Annotated in this window: 18 protein-coding genes; 10 read left to right on the top strand and 8 right to left on the bottom strand. The window is 67.8% G+C overall.

From position 1 onward, the window contains the following. The first annotated feature begins 39 nt into the window (after positions 1-39). From D7W81_RS05050 to D7W81_RS05040, 3 genes are all read left to right on the top strand, one after another. Positions 40-1,353, top strand: a complete 1,314-nt coding sequence (locus D7W81_RS05050; RefSeq protein WP_120554169.1) for a PQQ-dependent sugar dehydrogenase — start codon at positions 40-42, stop codon at positions 1,351-1,353. Positions 1,354-1,422: 69 nt separating this feature from the next. Further along, positions 1,423-2,298, top strand: a complete 876-nt coding sequence (locus D7W81_RS05045) for a YopT-type cysteine protease domain-containing protein (RefSeq protein ID WP_120554168.1) — start codon at positions 1,423-1,425, stop codon at positions 2,296-2,298. Between the two features lie 67 nt (positions 2,299-2,365). Further along, complete coding sequence (locus D7W81_RS05040) at positions 2,366-2,839, top strand: DUF3592 domain-containing protein (protein ID WP_158621440.1); 474 nt, start codon at positions 2,366-2,368, stop codon at positions 2,837-2,839. A gap of 10 nt (positions 2,840-2,849) precedes the next feature. Here D7W81_RS05040 and D7W81_RS42240 read toward each other — a convergent pair whose 3' ends face one another. After that, positions 2,850-3,296 carry a hypothetical protein gene (locus tag D7W81_RS42240; RefSeq protein ID WP_158621438.1) on the bottom strand — a complete coding sequence of 149 codons (447 nt, stop codon included), beginning with the start codon at positions 3,294-3,296 and terminating at the stop codon, positions 2,850-2,852. Positions 3,297-3,374: 78 nt separating this feature from the next. Between D7W81_RS42240 and D7W81_RS42235 the strand changes: the two genes are divergently transcribed. Beyond that, on the top strand, positions 3,375-3,818 hold the full coding sequence (locus tag D7W81_RS42235) for a cytochrome c oxidase assembly factor Coa1 family protein (protein WP_158621436.1): 444 nt from the start codon (positions 3,375-3,377) through the stop codon (positions 3,816-3,818). On the opposite strand, the gene D7W81_RS05030 is transcribed toward D7W81_RS42235, so the two are convergent. Together D7W81_RS05030 and D7W81_RS05025 are read right to left on the bottom strand one after the other, a co-directional pair. Continuing rightward, entirely contained in the window at positions 3,807-4,727 is a 921-nt protein-coding gene (locus D7W81_RS05030) for a hypothetical protein (protein WP_120554166.1), read from the bottom strand. The two genes, D7W81_RS42235 and D7W81_RS05030, sit on opposite strands and share 12 nt — an antisense overlap. A gap of 65 nt (positions 4,728-4,792) precedes the next feature. Continuing rightward, the gene (locus D7W81_RS05025) at positions 4,793-5,299 is read right to left on the bottom strand and encodes a hypothetical protein (protein WP_120554165.1); all 507 of its coding nucleotides are present in this window, start codon (positions 5,297-5,299) and stop codon (positions 4,793-4,795) included. A 240-nt stretch (positions 5,300-5,539) separates the two neighbouring features. On the opposite strand from D7W81_RS05025, the gene D7W81_RS05020 reads away from it, so the two are divergent. After that, positions 5,540-6,571 carry a hypothetical protein gene (locus D7W81_RS05020; protein WP_120554164.1) on the top strand — a complete coding sequence of 344 codons (1,032 nt, stop codon included), beginning with the start codon at positions 5,540-5,542 and terminating at the stop codon, positions 6,569-6,571. Here the strand turns inward: D7W81_RS05020 and D7W81_RS05015 are convergent, their stop codons facing one another. Both D7W81_RS05015 and D7W81_RS05010 read right to left on the bottom strand, forming a co-directional pair. Beyond that, positions 6,572-7,081 (bottom strand): GNAT family N-acetyltransferase, encoded by a 510-nt coding sequence (locus D7W81_RS05015; RefSeq protein ID WP_120554163.1) that lies wholly within the window; start codon positions 7,079-7,081, stop codon positions 6,572-6,574. Then, on the bottom strand, positions 7,078-8,073 hold the full coding sequence (locus D7W81_RS05010) for an alpha/beta hydrolase fold domain-containing protein (RefSeq protein ID WP_120554162.1): 996 nt from the start codon (positions 8,071-8,073) through the stop codon (positions 7,078-7,080). The genes D7W81_RS05015 and D7W81_RS05010 overlap by 4 nt, the downstream gene beginning before the upstream one ends. Before the next feature lie 67 nt (positions 8,074-8,140). On the opposite strand from D7W81_RS05010, the gene D7W81_RS05005 reads away from it, so the two are divergent. Together D7W81_RS05005 and D7W81_RS05000 are read left to right on the top strand one after the other, a co-directional pair. Further along, on the top strand, positions 8,141-10,486 hold the full coding sequence (locus D7W81_RS05005; RefSeq protein ID WP_120554161.1) for an SH3 domain-containing protein: 2,346 nt from the start codon (positions 8,141-8,143) through the stop codon (positions 10,484-10,486). An 8-nt stretch (positions 10,487-10,494) separates the two neighbouring features. Next, a complete protein-coding gene (locus D7W81_RS05000; RefSeq protein WP_120554160.1) occupies positions 10,495-10,881 on the top strand; it encodes a hypothetical protein in 387 nt (128 codons plus the stop codon). Positions 10,882-10,890: 9 nt separating this feature from the next. On the opposite strand, the gene D7W81_RS04995 is transcribed toward D7W81_RS05000, so the two are convergent. Then, the gene (locus D7W81_RS04995; protein ID WP_120554159.1) at positions 10,891-11,688 is read right to left on the bottom strand and encodes an endonuclease/exonuclease/phosphatase family protein; all 798 of its coding nucleotides are present in this window, start codon (positions 11,686-11,688) and stop codon (positions 10,891-10,893) included. Positions 11,689-11,697: 9 nt separating this feature from the next. Next, positions 11,698-12,009, bottom strand: a complete 312-nt coding sequence (locus tag D7W81_RS04990; RefSeq protein WP_120554158.1) for a DUF6289 family protein — start codon at positions 12,007-12,009, stop codon at positions 11,698-11,700. A 126-nt stretch (positions 12,010-12,135) separates the two neighbouring features. Between D7W81_RS04990 and D7W81_RS04985 the strand changes: the two genes are divergently transcribed. The 3 genes from D7W81_RS04985 to D7W81_RS04975 are packed head-to-tail and all read left to right on the top strand — an operon-like array spanning position 12,136 to position 16,531. Next, positions 12,136-12,888, top strand: a complete 753-nt coding sequence (locus tag D7W81_RS04985) for a class I SAM-dependent methyltransferase (RefSeq protein WP_120554157.1) — start codon at positions 12,136-12,138, stop codon at positions 12,886-12,888. A gap of 26 nt (positions 12,889-12,914) precedes the next feature. Then, positions 12,915-13,394, top strand: a complete 480-nt coding sequence (locus D7W81_RS04980; RefSeq protein WP_120554156.1) for a hypothetical protein — start codon at positions 12,915-12,917, stop codon at positions 13,392-13,394. A gap of 35 nt (positions 13,395-13,429) precedes the next feature. Next, positions 13,430-16,531, top strand: coding sequence for a hypothetical protein (locus D7W81_RS04975; protein WP_120554155.1), 3,102 nt, complete (start codon positions 13,430-13,432; stop codon positions 16,529-16,531). 2 nt (positions 16,532-16,533) lie between these two features. Here D7W81_RS04975 and D7W81_RS04970 read toward each other — a convergent pair whose 3' ends face one another. Continuing rightward, complete coding sequence (locus D7W81_RS04970) at positions 16,534-18,501, bottom strand: discoidin domain-containing protein (protein WP_120554154.1); 1,968 nt, start codon at positions 18,499-18,501, stop codon at positions 16,534-16,536. Positions 18,502-18,637 lie beyond the last annotated feature (136 nt).

The following is an 18,637-nucleotide window of genomic DNA, read 5'->3' as shown; positions in this document are numbered from 1 at the left end:
ACGGGTGACGTCCAGCCCGCCTCGACGGAGAGTCACGCCATGCGCCATGGACTCGTGACCCCGCTCCTCGCCTCCCTCCTGCTCAGCGCCGCTCCCGAAGCAGAGGCCCAGACCCCCAGGCCGCCCACCCGCCAGGAGGGCAACCTCGCCCCGGGACGCGGGGGTGACAGTCAGCAGTCCGTGCCGCGGCAAGGCGACATCCCCACGGGCGCGCCCGTGGAGACCGCGCCTCCCAACGTCCCGGAGTTCAAGCCCGCGTTCCCGCAGCAGACGCGCGCCCCTGCGGTGAAGACGCGCACGCCCATCGTCGTGACGGAGGTCGCCTCGGGCTTCAACAAGCCGTGGGCCCTCGCCTTCCTGCCGGATGGCCGCTTCCTCGTCACGGAGAAGCCCACGGGCTCGCTCTACATCGTCACCGCCGCGGGCAAGAAGTCGCCCCCGGTGGCGGGCCTCCCCAAGGTCGACGGCCGGGGCCAGGGCGGGCTGCTCGACGTGGAGGTGGGGCCCGACTACGCGAAGAGCGGGCTCATCTACTGGACCTATTACGAGCCGCGCGAGGGCGGCAACGGGCTCGCGGTGGCGCGCGCACGGTTGGTGGACGGCCCGAAGCCGCGCATCGAGGGCCTCCAGGTCATCTTCCGCATGCAGCCCACGCTCGAGTCCACGCTGCACGCGGGCGGACGGCTTGTCTTCACGCCGGACGGCAAGCTCTTCGTCACGCTCGGCGAGCGCTCCATCCTCCCGGGCCGCGTCCAGGCGCAGGACCTCAAGAGCGACTTCGGGAAGGTGGTCCGCATCCTCCCGGATGGCTCCATCCCCCAGGACAATCCCTTCGTGGGCAGGAAGGACGCCCGGCCCGAAATCTGGTCCTCCGGACACCGCAACGTCCTCTCCGCGGCGCTGGACGCCCAGCAGCGGCTCTGGGTCGTGGAGATGGGACCGCGCGGCGGCGATGAGCTCAACCGCCCCGAGTCCGGCAAGGACTACGGCTGGCCCACGATTGGCTATGGCGAGGAGTACTCGGGCGAGCCCATCCACAAGACGACGCAGGCCGCCGGCATGGAGCAGCCTGTCTATTATTGGGATCCGGTCATCTCGCCCTCGGGGCTCACCATCTACTCGGGGACGCTCTTCCCGGAGTGGAAGGGGAACTTCTTCATCGGCGGCCTGTCCAGCCAGGCGCTGGTGCGGCTGGTCCTGAAGGACGACCGCGTGGTCGGCGAGGAGCGCCTGCTCACGGAGCGCAACGCGCGGATCCGCGAGGTGGTCCAGGGGCCCGACGGCGCGCTTTACCTGCTCACGGATGATTCGAACGGCCGCCTGTGGAAGCTAACCCCGGGCCGCGCCCCCTGAAGGTCTCCTGGCGGCCGCGTCTGGTATCGTCCCGGGCGCGCCGCCCCGCATCCCGGATGGAGTCCCTTCATGCGCAGCCCCCAGGTCGTGTTCAGCCAGACGAAGACGGCCTTCTGGTCCAAGTACGCCGACATCGCCCAGAAGTACCGGTTCCGGGGCATCTGTTTCATCCTGGCGCTGCAGTGGCTGGAGCTCAAGGAGGCCGGCACCAGTGATGCCGACGCCATCCTGGAGCTCAAGGACCCGGGTAGGTTCCTCCAGCTGTGGAACGACTTCGAGCTCCAGGGCAAGAACGCCGCGAAGATCAAGAAGCTCATCGAGGACGAGCTGTCCAACACCGAGACGGCGATCAGCACCTACGACACCCTGATCGAAGGCTTCGAGCAGGGCTTGACCTCGCAGGCGCCCGGCTCGGTCCGGGAGCGCATCGCGCAGCACGAGGCCCTGCGGATGGCGCGGACGCGGCGGCAGGACCAGGTCGCCATCCAGTCCGGCCAGCAGCGGCAGCTCAAGAACATGTTCGCGTCGGAGGAAGAGAGCGATCGCGTCCAGGGCGAGATCGGCACTGCGTCCGAGCAGACGCTGCGCAAGATGTTCAGCATGACCGTCCAGATGGCCGAGGTGGCGAACCTGACGGTGACGTCCAAGGGACTCTTGAGCAACTCGCTGAGCTGGCCGGCGGCCGGCAAGTCCGTGGGGGACTTCGTCGCCGCGCTGGCCACGGGGACGCCCGGCCTGTTCGAGATCGGCTTCTACGGCTCCGGCGCGCACTCGGTGGCCGCCTGGGCGGATGGCAATGGCCGCTACGCCTTCTTCGACCCCAACTACGGCGTCTTCACCGGCGACGGAAACCTCAACACGCTCGAAGCCGACGTCGCCAACCTGCTCAAGGACAAGTACTCCAAGATGAACAAGGTCGTGGTCAGCTGGATCAAGCTGGGCTGACGTCACCGGGATGTCACTTTCACGGGGGCTTCCGTCCCCCTGGAAGCAAAGGCGAACCGAGGCCTCCATGAACCTGACCTACCTGTTGTTCTCCGTGGGCGTCCCCTTCGCGATGCTGGTGTTCATCTGGCGGCGGTACGACCGCACCCAGCGCCTGCGCCAGGAGGGCATGCGGGTCCAGGGCACGGTGTTGCGCATCGACCCGGCGGACTCCGACAGCCCCGCGGTGCTGCACTACCGCTTCGAGCTGCCAGACGGCACACCGCTGACGAACAAGTACCAGCAGCACCGCGAGTCCTGGGCCCACCTGACGCCCGGCGCCCCCATCGACATTGACTACTTGCCGGGGAACCCGAAGCACAACCAGCCCGCGGGCAAGGGCACGAGCGCCGTGGAGTTCGTGCTGTGGGCCGCGGTGATCGTGCTCTTCGCCATGCTGTCGGTGGGCATGAACCTGCGGGACCCCGAGTCACCGGCGGAGGCCCCGCCGCAGGCCGCGCAGCCGGTCCCGCTGAAGGCCTACGCGCCGCCGTCTCCGTGAGCCAGACCGTTCATCCCCGGCGCCGGAGCAGGTCGTCGCGCATCGCCTCCACCGCGTCCTTGGCCTCCTTCAGGCCCCCGCCGTGATGCTCGCGGTAGAGCTTGATGGCCTGGATGAGCTGGTTGTCCCGAATGGCGCGCTCGATGGCGTCGTTCGCTTCTGGAGCGAGCACCGCACGGCGTGCGGGAGGCTCCATGGGTGCCCGGCCGTCGCGCATCGCTTCCACGGCGTCCTTCGCTTCCTTCAGGCTGCTGCCATGAAGCTGCCGGTGGAGTTTGATGGCTTCGATTGTCTGTCCGGACGCGATCAAGTCGGCGAGATACTCCTGCCCCTCTTGCGGAGACAGCGCGGTGGGGGGCTGCGATGGCTGCTCACGCTTGGAGGAGCGCCACCAGAAGCCCGCGATGGCTCCCACGAACACCGCGATCACCAACAACGCCAGGAAGGACGGAGACATCCCGCCAGCATACTGGACGGCCGCGGGCAGGGCCTCACAGGGTTGCTGGCTTCGGGAAGGATGAAGGACACTGACCGCATGCCCATGTCCTCCGCCCGTCCGGTCAGCCTTTCAACGCGCGGGGTCCAGGGTGTGTTGGGGCTGCTGGTCCTCGCGGTGGCCTATCAGGCGTATGACCGGATGCAGCTGCGCATGAGTGACGCGCCCCGGGCCGCTCTAGCGAAGCTGTCGGCGTGTGAGGAGGCTCGGCGGCTGCTGGGCGAGCCCATCGACGTGGCGTGGTGGGGCTGGTCCCACGGATACCTGAAGGTCCCCCGAGGACGTCAGACCTGGTCCGCGACCTCTGGCCGCGTGAACTGGCGGATGCCCGTGGCGGGGTCCACCGGTCGCGGGGTGTTCCATTTCCAGGGCGAGAAGATCAACGGCTTCTGGAAGATGGAGGGGATCCTGGAGGCGGATGGCGCCACGGTACGGACGCAGGAGTGCGCGGCGGGCTCGGGCCTGGAGGACTCAGAGCCCTGACAGCTTGCGGTCCTTCACCTTCAGCCATGCCTGCTTCCGGCTCAGGTAGGTGGAACGGATGCGCCGCCAGGTCCACACGTCGTCCCGGTGCCACCATTCGCCGAGCGGCTTGTCGCCAAGCAGGTCGACGCCGAGGTCCCGCAGGTTGCCGAGGTTGCGGAAGCCGACCCCGTTGAGTCCCTCATAGGCGTTGGACTCCAGCAACAGCACCTTGTCCGTCGCCACGTGGTGGTCCACGACGAGGAAGGTGTGGCCGGAGTCCCACTGCTTGCGCCAACCCTGGATGAGCGTCCACGGGTGGGGAGGCGTGTCCTCGGACGGCGGGAGGATGGCCATGCCGCTCTCGATGGCGGCGGTGACCGGGGAGAAGTAGTCCTCCGTGGAGGCGACCATCATCTGCCGGTGCCTGCGCGAGTCCCACTCGAACTCCGCGCCGTGCGCGCCGGAGAAGGCCTTCACGGTCAGCGCCTCCACGAAGGTGCAGCAGTTGTTCCGCTGCGGAGGCGCCAGCGGGACGTGGATGCCGGGGAGCGTCCACGGGTAATAGGCCCGGTCCAGATCGTAGCGATACGCGGTGAAGTCCTTCAGCAGCCCGATGAGCACCTGCTCGGACACGGCGAGGGGCTCGTCGTCGAACGTCCGCCGCTTGACGGGTGGGGGCTTCACCTCGGGGAGGACCGCGGCGTAGGACTGCGACCTCCAGCGCGTGCAGATCCACGTGTCCAGCGCGCCCAGCGTCGGCACCTCCAACCGTGCGTAGTCAGAACCCGTCTTCGGGTGGCCCTTCTTGTACTCGAGCACGAAGTAGGTGCCGGGCTCGACGTAGCCCTCGAACTGCGAGGCACTGTCTGGCAACACGAAGCCACGCAGCCGGATGGAGAGCTTCGCGACGAGTCCGGTTTCCGCCATGGTGCGTCCCCCGAGTGAGCTGAAGCAAATGCAGCGTACCACCCGGGGGCGGACTCCCGGGTGCGCTACCCGCCCTGCGTGAAGTACGGGAAGTCGAGGTGCCAGAACGACGCCTTCACTCCACCCCGGGGCGCACACAGCGCCTGGAACTGCAGGGACTGCATGAAGCAGGTCTCATTCAGCTCGTTGCAGGAGGCCGCCGTGTTGTCCATACACACGCCCGTCCAGTTGCCAGTCACGACGGGGATGGGATTTTCACCGTTGTCGCAGTCCAGGCACTGGAGCTCCGCCAGATCCAGCGTCCCCACGTACTCAGCGACCGTCCGGGTGCCAGGGGAACGGTCAAAGCGCACGAAGCCCCCATTCCCAGCGCAGGCAATGGTCCCGATGGCCGGGTCATCATCACAGTCGGTCTGATGATCCATGTCGAACAGACAGGTGATGACCGTGCCATTGCCGCAGACGTAGACCAGGAAGTCGTTCTGGCACTCGACCTTGTAGGCCCAGCTCGCGGCGGGAGCGAAGGCGAAGACGAGGGCCAGCAGGGGAATGACACGGCGGATGTCGGACATGGAGACCTCAGCGCAATCAGGGTTGGGGGGACGCATGGAGCCGGAAGCCTGCTTCTCTTGATAGTCCGGCTCAGCGGGTTTCCAAGGTATCCGGAGGGAAGCCCCTGGGACAAGCCCAGGGGAGGCTTCAGGATGGCGAGCAGGCCGGGCGTCCGTGCAGATCACGCGTTCAGGGAACCTTCCCGCGCAACTTCTGCATGCGGCCCGGGTTCATGGGGGCTTTCCTGGAGGAATCACCCCATGAAGCGATGCGGAACGACGCGGTTCATCTGGGCCTGCTCGATGTGGGCCCTGGGCAGTGTTGGCTGTGGGAGTCCAGAGGACGCCCTCGACCCAGGTGAAGGCGTGGCCTGGGAGACGTCCCGTGCGGCCCTCACCGTGTACGAACAGGCCGCGCTGGACACGGCCCAGAGCGCGGCGAGCTGCAAGCCCCTGGGGAACTTCTACTGGGAGATTGGCAATGCATCCGGACCGCTCCACGGCCTGTCGAAAGGCAGCGGCGTGACGGCCACGACGGTGATGCCCATCGCGTCCGCGAGCAAGTGGCTGTACGTGGGCGCCTACGTGCAGTCCAAGGGGTACGCGAACCTCACCCCGGACGAGAAGAAGCGGCTCAACTTCACCAGCGGCTACATCGACGAGAACAGCACCCTGTGTGACGCCGCCGGGACGACCGTCTCCGCGTGCTACGGGGCCGCCTACAAGGACGTCTCCTACCGCCCGCTCCAGAACGGCCGTTACTTCTACAACGGCGGACACATGCAGAAGCTCGCCCTGGACGACATCGGCGCGAGGAGGGGCACGGGCCTCGCGAGCGTCATGGATTGGCTCAATCCCTTGCTGGGCACCACGTTCCCGGAGTCCGACAGCGACGTCGCCGTGGCGGGAGGCTTTTCGGGCAGCGCGGCGCAGTACCGCGTCTTCCTGCTGAAGCTGCTCAACAACCAGTACGCGCTGTCCTCCAAGCTGACCGTGGACTCCGTCCCCGCCTGGCCGGGAGGCGCCAACGTGTCCTTCACGCCGTGGACCGCGGGCGAGGCCTACTACGGGCTCGGGCACTGGATTGAGGGCGAGAACGTCAACGGCACCTGGACCGTGACGGGCCACTCGTCGGCCGGGGCCTTCGGCTTCTACCCGTGGGTGAACGCGGCCAGGACCCGGTACATGGTCCTGGCCCGCAACCGGCAGATCGGCAACGAGGAGGGTGAGAAGTCACGCGCCTGTGCCCAGACCGTCCGCAAGGCCTACGAGACAGGCGTGGCGCAGCCTTGATCAGGGCCTCCGGTCCTTGCGCATGAACACCCGCCGGCTCTCGTCGAGCCCCCGGGCGAGATGCTCGGCCCGGATGGCCTCCAGGGCCGGCGTCAGCGTCTCGACCACCCGGAAGCCCAGCCGCGCGTAATAGGGCGCGTTCCACGGGACGTCGCGAAACGTGGAGAGCAACAGGGCGGGCCATGCGGGCTCGAGGGCCGCGATCAACGCGGCCCCCAGCCGACGGCCCGCGTGGTCCGGCAAGACATCCAATTGCTCGATGTAGCCGCACCCCTCCACGGGGCGCGACATCAGGAAGGCCACCGGACTCCCACCCTCCCCTTCCGCGACGGTCAGCCCGCCCGTGGCGATGCGGGCCGCGAGGGTGGCGGCGTCGGTGGGCTCGTCCTCCACCAGCGCCGCGAGGTCCGTGCCCAGGAATCGGCGCGCGGAGAGGCGCTCGATTTCGCGCACGCGCTCGATCTCATCGAGACGGGCGGGACGCAGGCGCGCGGGGGCTTGGACAATCATGGGACAGGCATTGTGCCCTTGCCCGCGGCTCCTCGGGCGAACATCCGTCCCAGCCATGCGTCACGCGTCGCGATGCAGGCCCGGGCGACGTCGGACTGCGGGGCGATGTCATAGAAGCCATGGAAGGCTCCGCCCCAGACGTGCAGCTCGCACTCACCGCCCGCCGCCAGGATTCCGCGCGCATAGGCGACGGCTTCATCCCGGAACGTCTCCCCTGCCGCGACGTCGATGAACGTCGGTGGCAGCCCGCGAAGATCCGTTGCGCGCGCGGGCGCGGAATAGGCAGACACGTCCGGGCCCCCACAGCGGTCGCCCAGCACCGCCCGCCAGGCCGTCAGGTTGCTGGTGCGATCCCAGACGCCAACGCCGTCATACCGATGGGCGGATTCCGTCTCATTGCGGTCGTCCAGCATCGGGCACTGCAGCAGCTGTCCCAACAGCCGAGGGCCGTTCCGGTCCCGCGCCAGGAGCGTGGTTCCCGCCGCGAGCCCGCCGCCGCCGCTCCCGCCGAAGATGACGAGCTGCTCCGGATCAAACCGCAGCCGTCCGGCGTTCGCCGCCATCCACACCAGCCCGGCGTAGCAGTCCTCCACCAAGGTGGGCGCGGGATGCTCGGGCGCCAGCCGGTATTCGACCGTCACGCAGACCGCGTTGTGCCGGAGCGCCCAATCCACGAGCGGCTTCGCCCCCGCGAACCGGGTCCCCATCACCATCCCGCCGCCATGGATGAAATAGACCGCGGGGCCCGGAGCCGAGTGGCCCTCCCGGGCGATGACCGAGACCGTGATCTCCGCGCCCTGATACCCGGGGATGCTGTAGTCGACGCAGCGGACCTTCGCGTCGCCAATCAGGTCCTCGCGGGTCACGCGGCTCAACGCACGGAAGTGCTCGAGCTGCTCCAGCGTCATCTTCACCGGCACATACCCCTCCAGCGCGGGCAGGAGCGCGGCCAGCTGCGGGTCGAATCCGGGGGATGCGTTCGGGTGGGTCATGGGGGGTCCTGGATGAAGGGGCGCTGACTGGCTAGCATCCCTCGCCTCCGTTTCCTGAAGGGAAGCCATGTCGAAACAGTGGGTGCTTTCCGGCGGCGGGGCCTCCTATGTCGTCGTCCTGTGGAACGACCCGGCGGCGAAGGACACGAGCCACCGCGTCGCGCCCACCGTGATGCAGCTGTCGCTCGACGGCTGGATGCGCACCCACCGGCAGGCCCTGCGGGAGATGTACGCCGCCTGCGCCTCCGCTCCCCCCGCGGGCACCCCGGCGTCGCAGCTGGATGCCTTGATGAAGCAGCGGCTGTCCGAAGCCTTCAGGACGGGGAAGCTCGTGGGGCTGACGCGCGCTTCTTCCATGGCGATCTCCCGGCCCGCCCCCGTGCTTCCCATGGGCGGAGACGGCCCGCCCGCGCATGGGGTGGGGATCGTCATGTGGAACAAGACGCCCCTGCTCCAGCTGCGCTCCAGTCCCGAGCAGGGCAACAACGCGCTCCTGGGCCTGAAGTTCAACACCCCGTTGCAGGTCATCGCGCAGATGCCCGGCGGATGGCTGTCGGTGAGCACGCGGGACGGGCACGTGGGCTTCGTCTCCGCGGACTACGTCTGGTCCGCGCCGCGCCACCCCATGCCCGAACCGAACGCCCGGCTCCACCGGGTCGCCCAGGGCTTGGAGGGAACGGCCATCGCCATCGCCGAGACCTACTACGGCGACATCGCGCACCAGTGGGGCTCCGACCTGCGCTTCTTCGTGGCCGTGCTCGCCCACGCCAACCGGCGGCCCATCCCCGACACCACCGCGGGCTGGAAGTCCCTCGCGTTCAAGGCCGACACGTTCATCTGGATTCCCAGCAAGGAGTTCGCGAAGGGGCTGCGCGGCTCGGTCAACTCGGGCTCGTACAGCTTCAACGCGGTGGATGCGATTGCCTCCGGCCTGCGGCGGGTGGAGCAGCTGCTGAGCGACATCTGGGAGGCCATCAAGCTGTCGCTCCAGTACATCCCCGAGGCGGTCGCGAAGCATGTCGAGCAGGCCCTGCGCACCGTCCTCATCGCGCTGCTCGAGATGGCCGTGGGGGCCATCCTCTTCCTCGCCATCTGCACGGCGGTGGGCGCCGCGCTGGGTGCGCTCGCGGGCGGTGCGGGCGCCGCTCCGGGGGCCGCCGCGGGGTTCGAGGTCGGACTCGCGCTGCTGGAATGGATGGGCCTGGCCTTCCTGGCCAAGTGGATCTTCGACTCGCTCAAGAAGATCGGTTCGGCGTTCGGGAAGTTCTTCGGCAAGGTGTGGGACGCGCGCGGGGACGCGCACCGGCTGGACGAAGCAGCGCGCGAGCTGGCCGAGGTCATCGGGGTGCTCGCGGGCGTGCTGGTCGAGGTGCTGGCGCTGTGGGCCACGGCCAAGGGGGCCGCCGTCGCGCTCCGGGCGCTCAAGGGCACCGCGGTGGAGAAGGCCTTCGGTTCGACGCGTCTTGCGTCGTGGCTCAAGGAACGCACGACCCGTTACTCCGAAGGCAAGTCCCCCCTGCCCGGCCCGCGTCAGACGGCCGGCATGGTGCAAGAGCGCTACATCCAGCAGCTCGCCGAGAAGGCCGCGCCCCGCTACGCGAAGGAGCTGGAGCCCGCTCGCAACCTGATTGCCCGGGTGTTCAAGGACATGGGGGCGGTGCAGGCGCGCGCGAAGGACGCTGTCTCCGCGGCCAACCGGTTGCAGCGCGCCGTCAAGCAGTTCGGGGCCAAGGTCAACACCGTCGAGGGGGCCATCGCCAACCTCTGGGATGCCATTGGCACCCGGCTCATCCTGTCGGACACCTCCCCGGCGGCGATCAGCCGGGTGGTGAGCCGGATGGCGGAGGCCATCCGCACGGGGGAGCTGGAGGTCACCTCGATCAACAACCTCCATGGGCCCGGGGGCAAACCCTACTTCACCCCCGAGCACCTGGAGGCGTTGCAGGCGGCGGCGTTCCAGGCGGGCAAGCCCCCTCTGACCGTCAACGTGTCCAAGACGATGGAGAGCGGGTACACGGTGGTGTGCGCCTACCTGAAGCACGGCAACGGGGTCCGGGGCGAGCTGCAGATCATCGGCAAGGAGGTGTTGAACATCGCCAACGCCGAGCACATCCCCTACGACGTGTTGCTGCACAAGCCGCTCATCCGCAACGTGCCGGAGGCCGCGGTCGCCGAGCTCCAGGCGCTGGTCAAGCCCGTGGAGGCCGCCATGGCCTCGCTGACCGAGGCGCAGAAAGCGCAATACCTCCAGTACCTCAACCAGAGCTACATCCACGCCCGCATGGTGGAGCTCGGTCAGGTATCCCAGCCGCCGCCGCTGCCGCCGGGGTTGAGCAAGGTCCTGAGCGTCGAACGGATCCAGGCGCTCGAGCGCTCCATCGCGGACATCAAGGCCAAATCCAAGTCTCCCTGAGGAGCCGCATGCAGATCGTCCTGAACGAACAGAAGCTGCAACAGGTGATCGCCACCGCGCTCCATGAGCTGATGGAGCACGCGAGCAAGGGGCTGCCTGACACGGGCACGTTCCCCGCGCTGAGCACCCGCTTCGCGTGCGGTGAGCTCCTCAAGGGCGTAGGCGACGTCGAACTGCGTCTGGCCCCGCTGAGCGGGGACGCGGGCAAGCAGGAGCGCTTCTTCGAGGTGCGGGCGTCCACCCCCAGCGGAGGCAGCCAGTCCTCCAGCTGGGTGTTCTACGGGAGGTCGGCCGCGCTCAAGGAGGTGCTCAAGAACGAGGCGGCCTTGAAGGGGAAGATCCGCACGGCCGTCGTGGCGGCGGCGGAGTCCCTGCTGCGCCACGAGCTGGGGTGAGCCAGCGCCTCACGCGTCCGTGAAGGTCGCCACCAGGGCGTGGTGGTCGGAGGCCGTGCCCACATCCACCACGTTGGCACCGGCAAGCCGACGGGCCAGGGAGGGCGAGGCGAAGACGAAGTCGGTACGGAAGCCGATGACCTCTCCCTCGCGTTCGCGCCGGGCGGTCACCCAGTGGGGCGAGTCCGGCTTGAGGCGCAGCGTGTCCACCCAGCCGAAGCCCTCCAGGTCGTCAACGACGTCGAAGCGGGGCGGATGGCCGTACTTGTCCACCCTCGCGCGGCGGACGCGGTCAGCCAGGTCCACGGGATAGGGATCCGCGCGCGACAGGGAGTTGAGGTCCCCGGCCAGCAGGAAGGCCCGCTCGACGAAGGCCGACGGCTCGATGAGGGAGCGCAGGTAGCGCGCCTCCACGAAGCGCAGCGCCTCATGGTGCGAGTCGAAGTGGGCCGCGAAGAGGGTCAACGGCCCCGCGCCCGTCTCCAGCTCGCACTCGAGGAGGCAGTGGCCGATGAAGTGGGCGTCAGCGTGGGCGCGGGCCGAGCGCAGGGGCAGGCGGCTCGCGACGGCGACGTGGAAGCGGCGGCCGCTGGGCCGGGGCCGGGCGGTGCCCAGCCGCACGTGGGCCTCCGTGGCGGGGAGGTTCAGCGCGGCGGCGACCTGCGAGAGCCGCTCGCCGTCCTCCCAACCCAGGCACTCCTGCAGCACGAGCACGTCCGGGTTCTCACGGGCGATGAGGGCCAGGAGCCGTGGCATCCGCTCCTCGCCCCCCATCAGGATGTTGAGCGTCATCACCTTCAGCGGCATGCGGACAGGCTACTCCTGCGGCTCCTGTGCGCAGATGAACTTCCAGGTGCTCTCGTAGCCGGACTCCTCGCCCCAGTTGATGAGGGAGGTCGCGCTCGAGCAGCCCCATTCGCGCATGCCCACCACCGTCGTGCGGGTGCTGTCGCTGTAGTAGGTCACGTGCGTCCCATACCTGAGCCCGTTGATGGGCCCCGCCTGGGTCTTGTCATCCGTGACCGGGGTGGGAGGAGTCTGCACCTCGCCCTCCTCCATTCCACCGCCACACCCCGCCAGCTGAAGGGACAGGACCGCCAGGGAAGAAACCAGCAGACGCTTCAGCATGCAGCTCTCCTGTTTTGCGTGGGCCTCGATTCTATCCAGGAGGCGCCTGGGAAAACCATGCGCACCGCGAGCGCGGACAGGGTGGTAGCCTGAGCGGGACAACCGTCCTGGCACCGAGGGGGAATCATGGGCATCACGATGTCACCGCAGGAGTACGCCACGGCCTTCCGTCTGCTCGCGGCGTCCGCAACGCATCCGGAGAACATCCATCACATCGTCACGGAGCGGCTGCTCCCGGGTTTCTCCCAGCGCCCCACCCTGCTGGACGTCGGCGCGGGAGCGGGCACGGTGGCGGAACGGCTCGCGCCGCATTTCGACTCGCTCACCCTGCTGGAACCCAACCCCGAGCAGAGCTCCCGCTTCCATCACGAGAAGGCCCGGGTCCTCCCCGTCGCCCTGGAGGGATACGACTCGCAGGACAGGCATGACCTGGTCGTCTGCTCACACGTCCTGTACCACGTGCCTGTCTCGGAATGGGGCGCCTTCATTGACAGACTGCTCCGCTTCGTGCGCCCTGGGGGAGCCTGTCTGGTGGTGATGGCCGCCGCCCGGGGGCCGACCCATGCGATGTGCCGCGAGTTCTCGGACACCCTGCACTTCAGCGAGGACGTCGCCGCGGAACTGCGGCGCAAGCAGTTGCCCCACGAGGCCCTCGCGACGATGAGCGGGTTCGCCGCGGCCACCTTCGAGGAGATGTACACGCTCTGCCGCTTCCTCGTGCTGGAAGGCTGCTACACGGCCGCGCAGCTGGCGGCCCTGAACCCGGACGAATCGCGAAGGCTGGATGCGCGAATCCGCGCGCATGCCGAGCGTTGCCAGCAGCCAGACGGAACGTACCGGCTGGCACAGGACGAGGACGTCATCCTCATCCCCCGGTAGCGCCTGACGTCCAGCCTCTTTCAAAGATGAAGACCGAGCCCTCCGAAGCGATCCACCTCCAGTTCGACGAACAGCACCAACGGATTGGAGACATGCCTCCGGTGAAGTGTGGCCTCTGCGGCACCCTCGCGAGCGCCCGGGCGATCCGCTCGGGCCAGTTGCAGGGCGACTCCTGCTGGGAGTGTCCGTGCGGGGCCCGGGGCGTCCGCGTCATGCTGGTGGACCTGGATGAGGTGTATGAGGAGGTCCTCGAGTGCTGGGGGCTCGAGGCTCGCGAGCCGGACGTGGACCCGCCCGCCCCCGTAGGTGATTCCGGCCTGATGTTCGGGACCTACGTGGACGGTCATGGCCTGCGCACCCAGTTGTTCAACGACGTCCGGGACCAGGGGGCCGAGGTCGCCGCCACCGAGGTGGTGGTGAAGATCACCAACCCCCGGACCACCCTCCCCGACTGGACCTGGGACGTGCTCTGGGCACGCCGGGCGTCAGGCGGAAGGCTGCAATGACACGGTGCCCCCGGTGTGGAGGCTGGAGCAGCAAGATGCTTCGCTGCTCGGTGTGCAGGGAGATCTTCCCCGAGTTCATCAAGAAGCCCCCGCGCCGGATGCGGCGCGGCGAAGCGGCGCTCCAGCGCAGGCTCCATCAGAAGTACGCGTGTGACTTCCACGTTCCGTTTCCGCTGAAGCGCCCGAAGGGGCTGTCCTTCCGGTCCTCGCGCAACAAGAACGCGCCCGCCCGGGTCATCTCCCTCCGGGAGCTGAAGCCGGAGGGCACCCACGCGCATACCTATACCCGCTCCGACAAGTCGAAGAACCACGGGCCGGAGTTCATTCCCTACAAGCCTTCAGACCCTCCGCTGACGTGGAACAAAACGGCCAAGCAGTTCGAGCGGCAGCGGCCCACGCCCGCGAATGTCTCCGGCTTCAAGAACTTCCTGGAGACGCTCGACGTGCCGGACGACCTCCCCCGGCAGACCCGGGAGAGCTGGTCCGCGGACAGCCTGCTTTACGACAGCATCCTCCGCCATGAGAACCGCAACGTCCGCTTCCTGGCGAAGGAGCTGAGTCATCCGTCGGTGTACGTCGCCAATGACTATCCCTGTCTTCACATCGACGTGGGCCGGCTCATCCAGGGAAAGATCCAGGATGAAACCTATATCAACCGCTTCGTCGAGTACGCCGCCTCCATCCTGAACGGCTACCTCGACTTCTTTGCCTTCAAGGCAGGGTTCTTCATGCCCTGCGTGGTGCGCTCCAGCTTCGGCTTCCTGACGCCCACCACGGCGGAGACCCGCTCCTCCATCCGGCTGTCCCTGGGGATCGCGCCCACGGGCTACCTGAACTGTGTCCTGGACGCCCTGCGGCGGTTCCTCAAGGACCTGCAGGTCTTCATCACCCAGGGGCTCAAAGAGCCGGTGGATGTGCCGTTCTTCCGCAGCACCCCCTACGTCGACTACCGCAACCTCACGCAGGCGCCCTTCAAGGCCAACAGCACCGTTCAGGACTACCTCACCCAGAAGGCCGACAAGAAGAAGGGGTTGCTGGAGGACGCGCAGCGCACGTTCAGCGGCTCCTCGCTCGCGACCCGGAAGGGCTACGAGGCCCTGGCGGAAGGAGGCAACGGCATCATCCGGGCCGTCAAGGCCGTCCTGGATGACAGCCTCTGGAGCGTGACGGGCACGGCCAAGAAGCCGACCCTGAGCTTCAACGCATCCGGGGGCCTGGAGCGCTACGCCCTTGACCTGGAAAGCCTGGAGGCCCCGTGCGAGTACGCCTCCCACGATGACTCGGACTTCCTGGAGCTGACCAACCTGTTGCTGCAGCGGACCCGGACGCTGTACGACCCCATGGAGGATGATCAGTTCTCCCGCTGGAAGGCCGCGGTCTTCGCGACGGAGAAGGCCGTGCTCGAGGGCGTGGGCACGCTGCGGATGGTGGAGGACGACGACGATGGCGCCGGTTCGGATTCCGACGAGGAGTTCGAGGTCCCCACCTCCCAACCGAACACCGTCCGGAAGATGTTGCACCAGAAGCTCATCGTCCAAAACGGCATGAATGCCATTTCCATCGCGATGCACTGCGCGCGGTTCTGGCTCCAGGATGTGTGGGCCCAGGAGATCCACGTCATCGACAAGCTGCCCCTGGACAAGCTCCAGTCCGTGACGATTGGCGGCAAGGCGTACGATGTGAAGAGCCTGGGTGCGGCGAAACACAAGTTCGTTCCCAACCCGGGCAAGCAGGTCGACTACGTCAACCCGACCAAGCGCAAGCTGACGATGGACACGGGTGACGTGCTGCTGCTGACCCAGAACGCCAGCGTGAAGCACACCGCGCTCCTGGAGTCGCGCGCGGACCTGGTGTCCGTGTACCTGGAGCAGATGTACTTCGAGGCACCCCACCTGCTGGACATCCACCGGTGGACGAAGCGCACGAAGACCCTCAGCGGTGCGCAGGTCGTGCTGATGGACGTGAACCATTGCGAGACGGGACGTCCGTCAGGCGTGGCGGACACGCTGTTCGACCTGAGGACGGTGCCCACCCGATCGCTGGACCTGGCCTCGCACCGGGTGGTGGTGCTGGACGTCACCAGCGCCACCACGGAGCAGATGAACCGGCTCATCCGGCAGTTCGTCCGGGGGGCGGACCCCAAGGCCCTGCTCATGCTGGTGGACAGCGGGCTCAAGCACCAGCAGCTCGGCTCGGACCGCAACGCCTACGGCACCGTGCGCTTCATCTCCAACCTGAACCGGCGCAAGCAGGTGGAGTCGCTCCAGGAAGAGGCGAAGAAGCTCCCGGCCTACCAGCCCCAGGGGGCGCTCAGCCACAGCGTGCGGCGCGGCTTCAAGGCCCTGGGCGCGACGCCGTCCTTCCAGTCCATCTGGCGCCCCAAGACGAACCGGGATGCGCTGTTGAAGGTCCCCTCGCCCTTCAAACCCTCGGATGCGCGGCCCACGCCGCGCGACGTGGAGGGGCTCGCGGACATCCTCGCCCTGGCGGTCAGCCTGAAGTCCACGGCCAAGGCCACGAAGCCACCGGTCATGCCCGCCCACGTGACGTCCGGCAGCTTTTCCCAGTTCGACATCCCGGGCGCGGGCAGCGCGTGCTCCCCCATCTGCATCCTGGCCATGGCCAAGCTGCTGCACGCCCCTGACGCGCTGGACATGGATGGCGTGAACGACGTGGTCATCCAGGGGGCCGCCCTCTACCAGGGCATCGTCGCGGGCATCGAGGGCGCCAGGTACTTCGCCACTCACGTCCAGAGCTTGAAGGGGGAGAAGATCCTGGAAGGCATCCACCTCAATCCCTACGAGACCCCCGACGCCATCCTGAATGACCTGGGCCTCGCCTGGGGAGGCCAGCAGACCTGCGGACGCCTGTCCCTGGCCTCCACGCTCTTCAACCTCTTCTCCAAGAGCAACGCGCCGCAGGGGCTCGCCATCGTCATTGGCGGCTACACGGTGTCGGTCACGCGGGTGGGAGGCGTCTTCTGTCTCTTCGACTCCCACGGCTTCGGGAACATCCAGGGCGCATTCCTGGAGAAGCACGCGAACCTGTCGACCCTGCTGCGCCGGCTGGGAGAGATGATTGAAGCGCGACTGCCACGGGGTGAATCCCTGTCGCTGTCGCGCTTCACCCCCACCTGAAACTACAGCCGGTCGCTGATCCGCTGTTGCAGCAGCCAGGTGTAGAGGGACAGGTCGGCGTAGGCCGTGTCCCACGTCGCGCCGTTGTGCCCGCCGTTCGGATAGACCGTCACGGGGCGCATCGCGCTCGCGCCCGCGCCGCACTTCGTGTCCAGCCAGACCTTGAGGCTGGTGGAGCGCGACGGCGTGTCCAGCGCCCCATGGAAGGCCCAGCTGGGCAGCGGCTTCAGCGCGCAGACGTTGGGGTCATTGGTGGGCGTGGAGGTGAGCGCGATGGGGACGATGGCCGCGATCCGGTCCGTCTGGGTCAGGCCCAGGTCGATGCTGGTATTGGCACCGCCGCTCAGGCCCGTGAAGTAGACCCGGTCCGCGTCCACCCGGTAGTTCTTCTTCGCGTCCTCCAGCAGCGCCATCAACGTGGCGGCGCTGAACCAGCCATTGCCACTGTTGGTGATGGGCATGCGCTGATTGGGAGAGATGACAATCGCCTGCATCGCCGCGCGGAAGGCCGCCGAGTTGAACTGCTTCGCCAGGCCCTCCGGATTGCCCAGCACCGCGGTGTGCTCGACGTTGAGCGTGGAGCCGCCAATGCCGTGGAGCGCGATGATGAGTGGCCACTGCGTGGTGCGGTCGTCGTTGTAGTGCTGGGGCAGGAACACCGCCGCGTCATAGCGGGGGCCGCGCGCCACGGTCTGCTGGCCCGCGGCGCAGGTGGTGGGCCCGGTGGGAAGGACGGCGCCCGGCGTTCCCATCAGCTTGAGCTCCCGCAGGCGGCAGTACGGCGTGTCCTTGCACACCACCCGGACCTTCGTGGTGATGACCGGACTGGTGAAGGTCAGCGTCCTCAGCGTGGTGTTGAGCGGGTTGCCCTCCACCACCGTGCCGGGAATGGTCTTCCAGCAGCCGCCGTCCCAGGCCTGGAGCTCGAAGGCCGTCATCGCGAACGACGTGGTCGCGCTGGTGGACAGGTGCAGCTCCGCGCTCTGCACTTCGTGCGGCCCCTGGAGGTCCACGTCGAAGTAGTTGTGCGGCATGAAGCTGTACGCGGACTCCCAGCGGGTGGTGAGCGAGCCGTCCACCGCGAACGCCGGCACGTAGCTGGTGCTGCTGCTGCCGGCGGAGACCGGCTTGTTGAGCGCGATGTTGGACACCACGGCCGGGGCCGTCACCGTCACGCTCACGTCGTCGGACGCCGTGGCCCCGGCGTTGTCGGTGGCGGTGAGCCGGAAGGTGGAGACGCCGGCGGAGAGGCCCGCCACGCTCAGGGTCGCGGTGGTCGCGCTGCTCAGCGCCGCGGTGGGCCCCGCAACCTGCGTCCACGCCAGCGAGGCGATGGTCCCGTCCGCGTCGGTCGCAATCCCGCTCAGGGTGAGGCTGTTCGCGGGCAGCGTGAGCGACCTGTCCGCCCCGGCATTGGCCACCGGAGGAAGGTTCGCGGTGGTGCCATGGGGCGAGCCGAACACCCACAGCTCCTTCACCCGGCAGTTGTCCGCCAGCGGATCCAGACAGGTGAGCCGCACCTTCGTCGCCGTCACCGGCTGCGTGAACGTCGTGGCCACCGCGATGCTCGTGTTGGCGCTCTGGCTGGCGCCGGGGATGGGCTTCCAGCCGGTCCCGTCGTCATAGGCGATTTCATAGTTCTGGATGGGCTTGGTGTCCCGGAAGCCGGTGTAGAGCTCCATCCGGACCAGGTCGAACGTCCCCTGGAGGTCGATGTCGAGCTGCCGCGTCTGGGTGTAGATGCCAGGGCACCAGCGCGAGTCATCGCCGGTGATGTTCCCATCCACCGCGTACGCCGGCTGGAACGGGGACTGGGAGGCGCTGGCCGTGGCCGGCTTGTTGAGGGTGACGTTGACCAACGCGGCTTCGACGCCCGCGCGCTGTCCAACGAGTTCGACCCCGTCGGGCGCGCCACATCCCACGAGCGCCACCGTCAGCAGCGCGCCTACCCGAGCCTGGAACCTTCGCATGATGCCTCCTTGCAAGCCGTGAAGGAGTCATCATGCATTGCAGGTTTTACATTTTAAACATGACAATACACTTATCTTGTTTGACGGTGCTCGCGGTATCATCGTGGGATGTCTGATCTCTACGCAGTCCGCGTCC

The sequence above is a fragment of the Corallococcus aberystwythensis genome (genome assembly GCF_003612165.1).
In the GTDB taxonomy this organism is placed as follows: domain Bacteria; phylum Myxococcota; class Myxococcia; order Myxococcales; family Myxococcaceae; genus Corallococcus; species Corallococcus aberystwythensis.
The sequence above is the reverse complement of the archived record's forward strand: the minus strand, read 5'-3'. Positions and strand labels throughout refer to the sequence as shown.